The sequence below is a fragment of the Halorubrum sp. SS7 genome (assembly GCF_005435055.1).
In the GTDB taxonomy this organism is placed as follows: domain Archaea; phylum Halobacteriota; class Halobacteria; order Halobacteriales; family Haloferacaceae; genus Halorubrum; species Halorubrum salinarum.
The window spans coordinates 69,447-83,122 of the sequence record NZ_SGXV01000013.1; the positions used below are offsets into that span (position 1 = coordinate 69,447).

General features: G+C 72.1%; 11 protein-coding genes. 8 read left to right on the forward strand and 3 right to left on the reverse strand.

The window, feature by feature from the left end:
• Positions 1-132: 132 nt before the first annotated feature.
• Positions 133-381, reverse strand: coding sequence for a hypothetical protein (locus tag EXE44_RS12435; protein ID WP_053771008.1), 249 nt, complete (start codon positions 379-381; stop codon positions 133-135).
• A 124-nt stretch (positions 382-505) separates the two neighbouring features.
• Here EXE44_RS12435 and EXE44_RS12440 point away from each other — a divergent pair, with 124 nt between their 5' ends.
• From EXE44_RS12440 to EXE44_RS12450, 3 genes are all read left to right on the forward strand, one after another.
• Positions 506-1,780, forward strand: a complete 1,275-nt coding sequence (locus EXE44_RS12440) for a TIGR00341 family protein (RefSeq protein WP_137717412.1) — start codon at positions 506-508, stop codon at positions 1,778-1,780.
• A gap of 85 nt (positions 1,781-1,865) precedes the next feature.
• The gene (locus EXE44_RS12445; protein WP_137717402.1) at positions 1,866-4,016 is read left to right on the forward strand and encodes a formate/nitrite transporter family protein; all 2,151 of its coding nucleotides are present in this window, start codon (positions 1,866-1,868) and stop codon (positions 4,014-4,016) included.
• A gap of 60 nt (positions 4,017-4,076) precedes the next feature.
• A complete protein-coding gene (locus tag EXE44_RS12450; RefSeq protein WP_137717403.1) occupies positions 4,077-4,820 on the forward strand; it encodes an SIMPL domain-containing protein in 744 nt (247 codons plus the stop codon).
• 37 nt (positions 4,821-4,857) lie between these two features.
• On the opposite strand, the gene EXE44_RS12455 is transcribed toward EXE44_RS12450, so the two are convergent.
• Positions 4,858-5,841, reverse strand: coding sequence for an NOG1 family protein (locus EXE44_RS12455; RefSeq protein WP_137717404.1), 984 nt, complete (start codon positions 5,839-5,841; stop codon positions 4,858-4,860).
• Positions 5,842-6,040: 199 nt separating this feature from the next.
• Between EXE44_RS12455 and EXE44_RS12460 the strand changes: the two genes are divergently transcribed.
• The 4 genes from EXE44_RS12460 to EXE44_RS12475 all read left to right on the forward strand — a co-directional run bounded on the left by EXE44_RS12460 (position 6,041) and on the right by EXE44_RS12475 (position 9,850).
• On the forward strand, positions 6,041-7,507 hold the full coding sequence (locus EXE44_RS12460) for a Na+/H+ antiporter NhaC family protein (RefSeq protein ID WP_137717405.1): 1,467 nt from the start codon (positions 6,041-6,043) through the stop codon (positions 7,505-7,507).
• 25 nt (positions 7,508-7,532) lie between these two features.
• Positions 7,533-8,897: an MFS transporter gene (locus tag EXE44_RS12465; RefSeq protein ID WP_137717406.1), complete on the forward strand. Its 1,365-nt coding sequence runs from the start codon at positions 7,533-7,535 to the stop codon at positions 8,895-8,897.
• A gap of 61 nt (positions 8,898-8,958) precedes the next feature.
• The gene (locus EXE44_RS12470; protein ID WP_199241211.1) at positions 8,959-9,462 is read left to right on the forward strand and encodes a DUF2240 family protein; all 504 of its coding nucleotides are present in this window, start codon (positions 8,959-8,961) and stop codon (positions 9,460-9,462) included.
• Position 9,463: 1 nt separating this feature from the next.
• The gene (locus EXE44_RS12475) at positions 9,464-9,850 is read left to right on the forward strand and encodes a hypothetical protein (protein ID WP_137717407.1); all 387 of its coding nucleotides are present in this window, start codon (positions 9,464-9,466) and stop codon (positions 9,848-9,850) included.
• Positions 9,851-9,906: 56 nt separating this feature from the next.
• On the opposite strand, the gene EXE44_RS12480 is transcribed toward EXE44_RS12475, so the two are convergent.
• The gene (locus EXE44_RS12480) at positions 9,907-11,814 is read right to left on the reverse strand and encodes a methyl-accepting chemotaxis protein (protein WP_137717408.1); all 1,908 of its coding nucleotides are present in this window, start codon (positions 11,812-11,814) and stop codon (positions 9,907-9,909) included.
• A 271-nt stretch (positions 11,815-12,085) separates the two neighbouring features.
• On the opposite strand from EXE44_RS12480, the gene EXE44_RS12485 reads away from it, so the two are divergent.
• Positions 12,086-13,381: a DNA double-strand break repair nuclease NurA gene (locus tag EXE44_RS12485; RefSeq protein ID WP_137717409.1), complete on the forward strand. Its 1,296-nt coding sequence runs from the start codon at positions 12,086-12,088 to the stop codon at positions 13,379-13,381.
• Positions 13,382-13,676: the final 295 nt, after the last annotated feature.

The following is a 13,676-nucleotide window of genomic DNA, read 5'->3' on the forward strand; positions in this document are numbered from 1 at the left end:
GCAAAAAGGAGCGGGATCGAACAGATAGCGAGACGGGGGCCGAATCGGTCGCTGTCGGGCGGAGAGAGACGGGAGAAAGCGGCGTCGCGGTCGGTTCGAGCGGGCGGGGCGGTCGGCGGTCGGTCCGCGGCGTTACCGGGCCATCGTCCACAGCAGCGCGCCGACGAGGACGAGCGGGACGCCGAGGAGGATGAACGTCGGCGGCATCGTCGTGTACGGCGCCATCAGGAAGACGACACCGAAGACGGCCAGGATCGACGCGATGACCTTCTGTGACTTCAGCGGCGCAGCCCCCAGGAGCGACACGAGGAGCCCGAACAGGATGATGTGCCCGAGGTGGTAGTCGAGCAGGAACGTGTCGATGACCAGCGGCGAGAGCATTCTTGGCCGAAGGTCCGAGCGATTCGCGCATTAAAGTTCCGTTTCTCGTGGCCCGGGCGCTCGCCGCGTGCCGATACTATAAGGGTTGCCGGTGCCACCGGGGACCGTGCGACTCGTTCAGGTCATGATTCCGGCGGGCAAGCGGGCGGCGGTGGTCCGCGCGCTCGACGACGAGGGGGTCGACTACGTCGTCACCGACGAGACGAGCGGCCGGGAGTACACCGCGGTCGCGACGTTCCCGCTGCCGACGGCCGCCGTCGAACCCGTCCTCGACCGGCTGCGGGAGGCGGGGATCGACGAGAGCACCTACACCGTGATCGTCGCGGCCGAGACGGTCATCTCCCGGCGGTTCGAGGCGCTCGAAGACGAGTACGAGGAGGACGCCGAGCACGGCGGCGACCGTATCTCCCGCGAGGAGCTCCAGGCGAAGGCGGACGACCTCGCCTCCGGGCTGGGGACCTACGTGCTGATGACGGTCATCTCGGCGGTGATCGCGACGGCGGGGCTGCTCCTCGACTCCCCCGCGACCGTGGTCGGATCGATGGTGATTGCGCCGCTCATCGGGCCGGCGATGTCGGCCGCGATCGGCACCGTGGTCGACGACGAGGCGCTGTTCCGGCGGGGCGTGCGGATGCAGGTACTCGGCGTCGCGGTCGCGGTCCTCGCGGCGACGCTGTTCGCGCTCGCGCTGCGCTCGCTCGCCTTAGTGCCGCCCGGGCTCGACCCGCTGGAGCTCGCGGAGGTGTCCGAGCGGCTCGCGCCGAACGTCCTCGTGTTAGTCGTCGCGGTCGGCGCCGGGGTCGCGGGCATCGTCTCGCTGATGACCGGGGTCTCGGCGACGCTCGTCGGCGTGATGATCGCGGTGGCGCTCATCCCGCCCGCGGCCGCCGTCGGGATCGGGATCGCCTTCCGGATCCCGCGGCTCGTCCTCGGGGCGGGGATCATCGTCGCGGTGAACGTCCTCTCGATCAACCTCTCCGCGCTCGTGGTGCTGTGGTACGAGGGCTACCGGCCGCAGCGGTGGTTCCGCGAGGACGACGCGCGCGCCGCGTTCCTCAAGCGCGCCGCGGTGCTGGCGGCTGCGATCGCGCTGCTCTCGGTGTTCCTCGGCGGCGTCACCTACGACTCGTACGTCGCCTCGACCACGGAGGCGGACATCCGGGCCGCCGCGAGCGACGAGCTGACCGCGATCGATTCGGAGTTCGAACTCCTCGAACTGACGGTCGAGCGCAGCGGCACCGTCCCGCCGCTCGAAACGGACCGGGTGGTGATCACCGTGGGCGTCCCGCCCGGCAGCGCCGCCGCGGGGACGGCACCGGCGCTCGACGACCGGATCGAGTCCGTCCTCGGCCGCGAGGTCGGCGTCGAGGTCCGCACGGTGACCGTCGAGCGGGCCTGAGCCGTCCCGCCGAGTCCGCGCCGTAATTTCGTCGACGTGAGCCGAAGAGGAACTACTTTTTACGGGGGTACCGTGGGAGTCGGCAGTGACGGACGCAACCGAACCCGACGACGATTCGATGCGCGAGGTCGTCGAGCGGTCCCGGAGCGGCGCGCCCGCGGTCGGCGAGGCAGTCCGGGACCGGTTCTCCTCCGACGAGGTGTTCCAGCGGATCATCGCGGCCGCGGACGAGGAGGTGACCTCGGGGAGCCGCGAGCTCTTCTTCAGCGGCCTCGCCGCCGGGCTGGCGATCACGATTACGTTCATGCTGTACGCGTCGCTGACGGCGGCGACCGACTCGCACCCGATCTTGAGCGTGCTGCTGTACCCGCTCGGGTTCATCTACATCATCATCGGCGGCTACCAGCTGTACACCGAGAACACGCTGCCGCCGGTGGCGCTCACGCTCGAACGGCTCGCGAGCGTTCCAACCCTGCTGCGCCACTGGTCTATCGTCTTGGCGGGCAACTTCGTCGGCGGCGCGATCGGGGCGCTCGTCCTCTCGTACGGCGGCGTCTTCACCGGCGAGACCGTCTCCGCGGCGCGGTACATCTCGCAGGGCGGCTTCGCCGTCGACTTCGTCCCGCTGTTCTTCAAGGCCGCGATGGCCGGGCTCATCGTCGCCGGCGTCGTCTGGGTCGGCTTCGCCTCCACCGACTCCGTGAGCCGGATGCTCGTCGTCTACCTCGCGTTCCTCGCGATCCCGCTCGGCGACCTCTTCCACGTGGTCGTCTCCTTCACCGAGGTCCTCTTCCTGTTCTTCGAGGACGGCATCCCGCTGTACGGCGCCGAGATCAGCCTCCTCTCCGGGCTCGTCGGGTTCGTTCTCCCTGTGCTGCTCGGGAACACGATCGGCGGGGTCGTGCTGGTCACGCTCGTCAACTACTTCCAGACCAGCGAGGAGCGCCTCGAGGAGGCGCGCTTCGAGGGCATGAGCCGCCGCCTCACCGTTCCCGAGTGGGTGTTCGGTCGCGCGGCCGGGCGCTCGTACGTCCCCATCCTGGACGCCACCGAGGCGACGCTGTTCGCGGGCGAGGGCTACCGGATCATGGTGCCGATCACGAACCCCCGGACCGACGGCCCCATCGTCGAGCTCGCGGCGCGGCTCGCGAGCAGCCACGAGGACGGCGTGGTCCACATCGTCCACGTCGTCCAGGCGCCCGAGCGCATGTCGCTGTCCTCCGGCGACGCCGGGCGTCGCATCGCGGACGTCTCCGCGGAGGGGATGGGGAACCTCCGGTCGACCGCGGCCGACTACAACGTGGACGTGTCGACCTCGACGGTCGTTTCGCACCGCTCGTTCGAGGAGATGTTCAACATGGCGCGCCGGACCCGCCCCGACGCCGTGCTGATGGGCTGGGGCGACGACCAGCTGTGGAGCGCCGCCCGCGCCGAGCGGCCGATCGACGAGCTCACCAACCAGCTCCCCTGCGACTTCCTCATCCTCAACGAGCGCGACCTGGACACCTCGCGGATCCTCATCCCGACCTCCGGGGGGCCCGACTCGGCGCTCAGCGCCGAGGTGGCGCGGGTGCTCGCCGAGACGACCGGCGCCGAGGTGACGCTGCTCCACGTCGTTGACGACCCGGGCGACAGGGCGCGCGGCGAGGCGTTCCTCGCGTCGTGGGCCGACGAACACGGGCTCGGCGACGCCGAGCTCGTCGTCGACGACGGCGGCGACGTGGAAGGCGGGATCTGCCGGGCCGCCGCCGACAAGACGCTCGTCATCATCGGCGCCACGGAGAAGGGGCTGCTCTCGCGGCTCGTCTCGAACTCCCTCCACCTCGACGTGATCCACGAGGTCGAGGCCTCGGTGCTGCTCACCGAGCGGCCGAGCAGCCGGTCGCTGCGCGAGCGCCTGTTCGGCTCCGGTCGCCGGGCCACCGACCTGTCTCCCGGGGTCGAGCGCGACCCGGAGCAGTCGGCGGGGACCGACGTGCGGTCGATCGAGGACCACGAGGCGGACGCCGGCGACGACGCGGACGCGACCCCCGAAGACGACGCGGACGGCGCCCTCGCCGACGCCGACGGGGCGTCCGCCGACGCCGACGCGGCGTCTGCCGCCGACGACGGGGCGCCCGCAGACGACGGCCCGGAGGACGAGCAGCCGCACCTCGACGACACGTTCGTCGCGGACCACGACGAGGCGGACGAGGAGGCCGCGGAGGAGGCGGACGCCGAGCGCGACGACCGATAGGCAAAACGGCTCTTTGCGTTATCTGCGGTTTATACGTCGTCCGGGCGCGAACGGTCGCGTATGGACAGGCGACTGACGGCACTCATCGGCATCGCTGCGCTCGTCGCGCTGGCCGGCTGTACGGGGTTCGCGGGCACCGCCACCCCGACCGGCGGCGACGACGCGCAACTGGAGCGGAGCATCGAAGTGACGGCCACCGGCGAGGCGGCGTCGGCCCCGGACCGCGCCACCCTCCGGGTCGCGGTCACCGCGACCGGCGGCGACGCCGAGGCGGTCCGCGACGAGCTGGCGGCCGGCGAGGCCGACCTCCGCGCGGCCCTGACCGATTGGGGGCTCGACGAGGAGGCGATCCGCACGGAGCGGTACGACGTGCGGGAGGCCTACGAGACCCGGGACGACCCGAACCGGACGCGCTACGAGGGGGTCCACCAGTACGCGATCGAAGTCGGCGACGTCGACGCCGTCGGCGAGGTCATCGACGTCGCCATCGACGCCGGCGCCGACCAGGTCCAGCGGATCCGGTTCGGCCTGAGCGAGGAGCGCGAGCGCGAGCTCCGCGAGGAGGCGATCACGGCGGCGATGGCGAACGCCGACGACGACGCGGCCGTCCTCGCGAACGCGAGCGACCTCGAAGTGGTCGGCGTGTACGACGTCTCCACGGCGCAGTCCGGCTCGACGCCGTTCGTCGCGGAGCGCTACGCGGCCGCGGGCGGCGACGCCGGGGGCGCGTCCACGAGCGTCCAGACTGGCGACGTGACCGTGCGCGTCTCGGTGAACGTCGTCTACGAGGCCGTCCCGGCCTGACCGGCGGCGACCGCTTTTTTCTCCGACCGCGGCTCGGTTACTCCCCGTCGCGCGTGGGGAGGTCGGGCTCGAAGCCGACCGCCTCGACGGCGGTGTCGAGGACGGCCTCGACGTTCTCGTCTTCCGTGACGCTCATCGTCGCGTCGACCGACTCCGCCTTCACCGCCTCGAAGCGGTCGTGTTTGTTCGCCACCGTGAGCAGCGGCACGTCGGCGCCGAACAGCTCGCGGACCTCCTCGCGGAGCTCGAGCTGGACGTCGAGCGGGTAGCCGCAGTCGCCGGAGGGGTCGATGACGAAGACGACGGCGTCGGCGAGGTGTTCGAGGGCGCTCACCGCCTGCCGCTCGATGTCGTTGCGCTCGTCTTCGGGGCGGTCGAGCAGGCCGGGCGTGTCGACGATCTGGTACCGGACGTGGTTCCGGTCGAAGTGGCCGATCTGGACGCCCTTCGTGGTGAACGGGTACTCCGCGATCTGGTTCGACGCGCGGGTGACGCGGTTGACGAACGAGGACTTCCCGACGTTCGGGTAGCCGGCGACGACGATGGCGGGCTCGTCGGGCCTGACGTCCGGGAGGACCTTCAGCTGGTCCCGCGAGTCGCCGATGTAGCGCAGGTCGTCTTCGATCTGGTCCATCACGTCGGCCATGCGCGCGAACGCCTGCTTCCGGTGTTTCCGCGCGGTGTCGACGTCGGAGTTCCGGATCTTCGTCGTGTACTCGTCGCGGAGGTCCTCGATCTGGCGGCTGGCCCACATCACCTGCGAGAGCGCCTGGCGGAGGCGGTCCACGTCGACGATGGCGTCGGCGAGCTCGTAGTAGAACGGGTCGACGTCGAAGCCGAAGTCGGGCCACGAGGTGACGACGTTCTCTAAGTTGTCGGAGAGCACGTTGCCGGCGGTCCGTAGCATCGACTCCTGCGCCTCGTGGCCGCGCTTCGCGCGCCCGGCCCGCGACGCCCGCGAGAACGCCTTGTCGACGAGTTCCTCCGCGCGCGGAGTCGTCGGGAGGCCCTCAAATATCATTGTTACCCGCGTTTCACCGCCGACGCGTATAAGAGCGTCCGTTCGCGGACCGCCGCGACACGGCGGCACACGGGCGGACGCGGGGTCTGTGGACAGCGGGAGCGGCCGGCGCCGAGGGACCGCGTCTGCGATGAACGATCGTTATCTTTGACGCTCATATTTCGAGACATACTTATGCTTCAGAGAAATACGACCGCTCATGGCACGCTCGTTCACGCCGACGTCGTACGAGGACCTCGACCCGGACCGCCGCCCGAGCCTGGCGGCGGCGCTGGTCCCGGTCCTCGCCGTCGTGGCGTTCCTCGGAATCGGCTCGGCCGTCCTCGGCCTCGACCCGCACCCGCCGCTCATCTGGAGTATCGCCTTCGTCGGCGCCTTCGGCCTCTGGCTCGGCTACGACTGGGACGACCTGTTCGACGGCATCGCCAACGGCCTCCTGATGGGCCTCCAAGCGATCCTGATCATCTTCACCATCTACGGGCTGATCGCCACGTGGGTCAGCGCCGGCACGATCCCCAGCATGATGTACTACGGGCTGGAGGTCCTCTCGCCGACGACGTTCCTCCCGGCGGCCGCGGTCCTCGCGGCCATCGTCGCGTTCGCGATCGGCTCCTCGTGGACCACCGTCGGGACGCTCGGCGTCGCATTCGTCGGCATCGGGGCGGGGCTCGGCGTCCCCGCGCCGATGACGGTCGGCGCCGTCCTCTCGGGCGCGTACGCCGGCGACAAGCAGTCGCCGCTCTCCGACACGACGAACCTCGCCGCCGGCGTCACCAACACCGACCTGTACGCGCACATCCGCCGGATGCGGATCGGGACCGCGATCGCCTTCGGCCTCGCGGTCCTCGGCTTCGCGGCGCTCGGTCTCCGCACGAGCGGCGACATTCCCGCCGGCGAAATCGCGGCGATCCAGGGCGGTCTCACCGAGACGTACGCGATCACCGTCGTCGCCTTCGTCCCGCTCGTCGTCACGTTCGGGCTGGCGCTGCGCGGCTACGCCGCGCTGCCGACCCTCGTCGCCGGCGTCTTCGCCGGCGCGTTCACGACGATCCTGCTTCAGGGAGCGGGCTTCGTCGCCGCCTGGGAGACGTTCATGTACGGCACCGCGCCGGAGTCGGCCTCGGCGACGGTGAACGACCTCCTCGCGACCGGTGGGCTCACCGGCTCCGCGTGGACGATCACGGTCGTCGTCGCCGCGCTGTCGCTCGGCGGCATCCTGGAACGCACCGGCGTCCTCGCGGTGATCGCCCACGCGTTCACCTCGTCGGTGCGGAGTCCGGGCGCGCTCGTCGCCGGGACCGGCGTCTCGGCCATCGTCATCAACGCCCTCACGGCCCAACAGTACATGAGCATCGTCCTGCCGGGCGTCACGCTCCGGAACACCTACGACGAGTTCGGCCTCGACACCGACCAGCTCTCCCGCGCGGTCGAGGCGGCCGGGACGCCGACCGGCGCGCTGATGCCGTGGCACGCCGGGGCCGTCTTCATGGCGAGCGCCACGGGCGTCCCGACCATAGAGTACGCGCCGTACTACCTGTTCGCGTTCCTCTCGCCGTTCGTGCTGTTCGTCATGGCCGGGACCGGCCTCACGGTCGACGTGAATCCGGTTCGGGCCGACGCCGACGGGGCGGGCGAGAGCGCCGCGGCGACCGGGGGCGACGACTGAGAGTCGCGCGGTCGCGGAACTGGAGATCGTAACCGGATCCGTTTTGTCCCGGGGGCAACCGACTCGACACATGTCAGAGCGGTGGCTGTACGCGTGGGGACTCGCCTCCGTCGCGTTCGGGGGCGCCTCGCTCGTCGTCCCGCTGTACGTCGTCGACCTCGGCGGCGGGCCGTTCGTCCTCGGCGTCCTCGCGGCCGTCGCCGCCGTCGTCGGCGTCCCGGGGGCGCTGTGGTTTGGGCGCATCGCCGACCGCACCGGCCGCCGCCGCGGGCTCGTCCTCGTCGCGCTCGTCGGCGCGACGCTCGCCGTCGCGGTCGTCCCGCTCACGGAGCGGATCGCCGCCGTGATCGCGGCCAACGCCGTCGTCTGGTTCGCCTTCGCGGCCGCGACGCCCGTGGTGACGCTGCTCGTCGTCGCCGACGCCCCCGAGTCGGCCTGGAGCGACCGAATCGCCGATCTCAACCGGTACCAGGGGATCGGCTGGGCGCTCGGGCTGCTCCTCGGGACCGCGTGGACGGTCGGCGGGGCCGCCGTCGCCTCCCCGGCCGCCGCCACCCGAACGCTGTTCGCGCCGCTCGCGGCCGCCGCCGGGCTCTCCTGTGTCGCCGCCGCGCGGTCGCTCCCCGCGGACCCGCCGCGGGCGGGGGCCGAGGGTACGGTCGACCTGCCCTCGGGGAGCCGCGTGCGCCGCGCGCTCCGCAGCGCCGACCGGTTCGCCGTCCGCGGCGCGACGCTGCCCGGGGCGCTCGCGCGGACCGACTTCCGGGGGCTCGACCCCCGCCGCGTCGCCGCGCGCTTCACCCCCGCGCTCGCCGCGTACTTCCTCGCTGCGCTCCTGTTCCTCACCGGCTTCTCGGCCTTCTTCGCGCCCCTGCCGGCGTTCCTCACCGAGACCGGGTTCGGCTCCGGCGGGACGTTCGCACTGTACCTGGTGAACAGCGTCGCCGCCGCGGTCGCGTTCGGCGCCGCCGGCCGCCTCGCGGCCGACGGGAACGCCGTGCGGCTCCAGGTGGGCGGGCTGGTCGCCCGGGGGGTCCTGCTCCCGCTGGTCGCGGTCGCCGGCGCGGCGCTCGGCGCCAGCGCGCTCGGCTTCGTCGCGGTCGGGGTCGCGTTCGCCGCCGTCGGGCTCACCTGGGCGGTGATCGCGGTCACCGCCGGCGTCATCGTCACGCGCCTCGCGCCGGCGGCGATCCGCGGCGAGGCGCTCGGCGCGTACGCGGCGCTCGGCGCGCTGGCGGGCGGGATCGGGAGCGTCCTCGGCGGCTGGCTCGCCGCGATGGGGTACGGGCTCGCGTTCGCGGCGGCTGGCGCGCTTGTGCTCGCCGGCGCGGCGGTCGCGCTCGCCGTCGGCCGTCGGGTTGACGGCGGCGGCCCGGGTGCGACGCGGTGACGCGCGTCCGATCGGCCCCGCGTTCGACACGTTTACGCGGCCGCCGCGCCGTCCGTCTCACATGAGCCTGGAGGTCGCCGTCGCCGCCCCGTTCAAGACCCGGGCCCAGGACCGCCTCGGCCAGGGGGAGTTCGTCGTCGCGCTGTCCTTGGAGCGGGAGTGGTTCTCGCCCGACCAGGCGAAGCGGCTCGTCGACGTCGCCGTCGGGCGCGGGCTGTTAGCCTCCGAGGACGGCGACCTCGTCCCGCAGTTCGACCCGGCGGAGGTGACGGTCCCGGAGGGGTTCGTCCCCGACGAGTCGGTCCTCCGCGAGCAGTCCACCTTCGAGAGCGCGCTCGACGCCATCGTCGCCGCCGGCGTCGAGAAGCAGCGCGCGGTCGCCGCGATCAACGAGCGCCAGCGGGCGCTCGCGGTCACCATCGAGGCCGCGGCGGTCCTCTACGCCCGCGAGCAGGGCGCCGCGGTCGACCGGCTCGCGGCCGACGTGCGCGAGGAGCTCGCCGCCGACGCGGACGACGACGGGGCCGCGGACTCAACCGACGCCGACGACCCGGAGGTCGCGTGAGATGGTCGCCGACCGCCTCGACGACGGCGTCCGGATCGCGCAGCTGCTCGCCTCCGAGGTGACCGGCAACGAGAGCGGGCTCCGCGGGCTGACGGTCGCCGACGCCGACCGCGACGTCGAGCCGACGCCGGACGGCGCGCTGGCGTACCGGATCGCCCGCGAGGCCGGCGACCCCGTCGCCGAGGTGTACGTCCAGCCGGACCGCGCGCGGATCGAGGCGCTCGCGGCCCCGGACGCGGTCGCCGACGCCGCGGCGGCGGCGGGCCTCCGGGTCCGACCGAAGGCGGTCCGCCCGCCGCGGACGCTGGTGTTCGTCGAGGACGGCGCGGCGGTGAAGCGGGCGCTCGCGGTCCTCGAAGCGCTCCGTACGGGGTCCGACGCCGAGTGACCGGCGCCGTGTAAGAAGTCGTCGTCGACGGGCGGGGGAACCCGTCTCGGGGGTCGCTACTCGGGCTGTCCGCCGTCGCCGACCGCGACGTTCGGGCCGGGCGCGGCGCCGGGGTCGGCCCCCTCGCCGGAGACGTCGAACTCGCGGACGAGCGCACCGAGCCGCTCGGCCTGCTCCGCGAGCGACCCCGCCTCGGTCGTCGCCTCGCTCATCGCGCTCAGCTGCTCGTCCGCGGCCTCGGCGACCGCGTCGGCCTCGTCGGCCGTCGACTGGCTGATGTCGGCGACTTCCTCGGCCATCGAGACGGTCTCCTCCGTGCTGGCGGCCTGGTCGTCGGTGGCGCGGCTGATCTCGCGGATCCCCTCGCCGGCCTCCGCGGCGTTGTCAGACACCCGCGCGAACGCGTCCGCGGCGTCGTCGACGGCGTCGGCGCCGGCGGCGATGTTCTCCTCGGCGCTCCGGACCGCCTCGACGGTCCCCTCGGTCTGCGACTGCGTGGCGCCGATCAGCTCCTCGATCTCCGTGGCCGCGTCCTGGGTCTCCTCGGCGAGCTGTTTCACCTCGTCGGCGACGACCGCGAAGCCGTCGCTCCCGCCGCCGCCCCCGCCGGCGCGGGCCGCCTCGATGTTCGCGTTCAGGGCGAGCAGGTTCGTCTGCTCGGCGATGTCGCCGATGAGGTCGACGATCTCGCCGATGTCCTCCATCCGCTCGTCGAGCTGCTGGACGGTGTCGGCCGCGTTGTCAAGCGCCTCGCGGGACTCCTCGACGCGCTCGATGGCGGCCTCGGCGGTCTCCTCGCCGTCGTCGGCGATGTCGGCCGTCTGCTCGGCGACGTCAACGACGGTCTCGGTCGAGGAGGCGACCTCCTCGATGGTCGCCGAGAGGTCGTTCATCTCGTCGGACACCTGCCGGAGCATCTCGCGCTGCTCGTCGGCGCCCTCGGCGATCTCGGAGACCGACTGGCTGACGGCCTCGCTCCGGTCGGCCGCGGTCTCGACGCCGTCGACCGTGTTCGCGCTCGCGGTCGAGACCTCCTGGGCGAACGAGCGGACCTCGCCCATCGCGTCGTCGATGTCGTCCATCATCCCGTTGAACGCCTCGCCGATCTGGGCCATCGCCTCGCTCTCGCTCTCCGCGTCGAGCCGGACGGTCAGGTCGCCGTCGGCCGCCCGGTCCATCGCGGCGCTGTAGGCGTCGGCCTTCGTCTCCAGGTGGCTGTTCAGGCGCTCGACCTCCTCGCGGCGCTCCTCGACCTCGGCCTTCGCGGCCTCGACGTCCTGGATCTCGGACTGCTTCTGTTCCGCCAGTTTGAGCTGCTGTTGGGCCGCCTCGCGCGACTTCTCGATCGAGTACCAGTTGACCATCAGCGCGCCGGAGAGCCCGAGGACGAAGATCGCGTGAATGACGCCCCAGATGATCGGGTTCTCGACCGCTGCGGCGTGGTTGTAGACGAGGCTCGAATCGATGAGGCTGAACGCGCCGTGGCCGATCGCCACGTAGCCGACGCCGACGGCGAACGGGAGCCAGTCCTCGTACAGCGCGAGCACGCCGATGAACACGAAGAAGCTGAAGTGCGCCTCGATGTACCCGCCCGACAGCTTCACCATCGCCATCGAGACGGTCATCAGGCTGAACGCCGTGAGCACCGTCCGCTGGCGGCGGCCGAGCCCCGACCAGGCCGCGAGCCCGGCGGTACCGACGATGACGGCGACGAACCCGCCGAGCATCCACAGCGGCGTCGCCGGGATCTGCGCGCCGGTGAACGACTCCGTCCCCTCGTAGAGCCCGAGCGCGATCAGGAACGGCACCTGGACCAGCGTCGCGATCAGGATGTTGCGATGCCGCGGCGCCCACATCTCCGTCGGCATCGAGGTGCCGTCCGGTACGTACCGGAGCACCTCGCGCACCTTCTCCGTCAGCCCGCCCGATCCCCCCGCGTCGACTCCCGTCGCAGTCTCTGCCATAACCGTTGGTTGTCGTATATCATAAAAGGATAACGCCTCCAACTATTATCGCTGATATCGTCGTTTAGGCTCTGAAAAGCCGGAAATTAAGGCGGATGGGTAAAATCGAGTTGACATCAGCTACCGGCCGCCCTTGCTTCTTCTTCGGCGATAGTCGAACGTGTTCGCGGACGGGGCGGCGTCGCCCCGGTCTGCTCATCGCCCTCGGTCGGGCGACGCCGTCGGCGGCGCGGCCGACGGTTTTTATATCGGTCCGGTCCGCCGTACGCCCGTGACGCTCGATCCGATCCACGTCGAGAACATCGCCCAGCTCGCGTACGGCATCGGCGGCGACGTGGACGCGACGGACCACGACGACCTCGCGGAGCGCGTGTGGCGCGAGTGGCTCCCGGAGCTCCGCGCCGACGGCCGGGTCGTCGTCGAGGCCCTCGGCGACCACGAGCGCCGGCGCGCCGCCATCGACGACGTGGCGCTCGCGGCGCGCCCGTTCGAGACGGTCCACGGCCTCGACTCGGGGACGATCAACCCCACGACGTTCAAGAACGGGCTCGTCGTCGACGTGGCGCACGCGGCGATGGCGAGTTCGCCGACGGACCTGGACCTCCACCGCGACCGCACCATCGTCGCCACCGTCCACGCCGGCGACTCGACCGCCGGCTTCGACAGCGAGTGGACCCGCCGCGACGAGGGCCACACCCGCCAGCGCGTGTTCCACGTCCCGCGGGTGAACCGCTACGCGGAGCGGGTCGTCCACGCGCTGGCCCTGTACCTCGCCGAGGGGACCCACGCGCTCGACCACGCCGACGAGGTCGACGAGCTCCTCGTCCTCGACGGCCCCGTCTACCCGAAGGAGCTGTTCACCTGGGCCGACCGCGACCCGGAACTGGGCGCGCTCGCCCGCGAGGCGAAGCCCCGGGCGGTGGTCGAGAAGTACGTCCGCCTCGTCGAGCGGTTCGTCGAGCGGGACGTGCCGCTGGCCGGCTTCGTCAAGAACCCCGCGAGCGGTACGGCGGTCCGGGCGCTCGTGAGCGCCGGCGTGGAGTCCCCGTGGCCCGACGACACCGCGCTGTTCACCCGCCTGCTGGAGCGGCGCGAGCCGGACGCGACCGGCGTCGGGGGCGGCGACGACGCCGGCGGCCGCGGCGCGGACCGCGGCGCCCGCCTCGACGACGACCTCACCTTCACCACGTGGTTCCGCAGCCGCGGCGGCGCGGACGCGCCGATGGCCGCCGACGGCGACGCGCTCGGCGTCAAGCGCGAGCTCGACCCGGCGCTGTACGAGCCGACGTTCATGGTCGTCTACGACCCCCGGACCGACGTGACGTACAAGCTGGAGGCGCCGTACGCGTTCACGCGCGACGAGTCGACGCGCGAGCGGCTCACCCGGCAAGTGATCGCGGAGGTGGCGGCGACGCGCGGCCCGCCGGAGCCGGTCGCGAAGGCCGACGAGCTGGCCCGGATCTCGGCCACCGAGAAGGCGGCGCTCCGCCGGAAGTTCGAGGAGCGGCTCGGCAGCGACCAGCAGGCGACCTACGACGACCTGCGCTGGGGGACGGACGGGTACTGAGACGCGGTCGACTTCGTTTAACGGGCTGACTCCGTGACGACGGCGAAACCTCCAAATCCCCAGCCGCGAGGCCGTCGCAGACGACGCAAGCACCGCAGTGAGTGAGCGAAGCGAACGAGCGAGGAGCACAGCGAGTGTGCGGCGGCCTCGCGGCTGCCCCTTTGAGTCCCCCCCGCACTGCGCCGCACAGCGCCTCACGCCTCCCCAGCCTCGTCGCTGGCGGCGACCGCCGCCAGCGACTCCCTCGCGCGTGCTCCTCGCGGCCGCCGGTGGCGGCCGCTCGCAGGCACGCGCC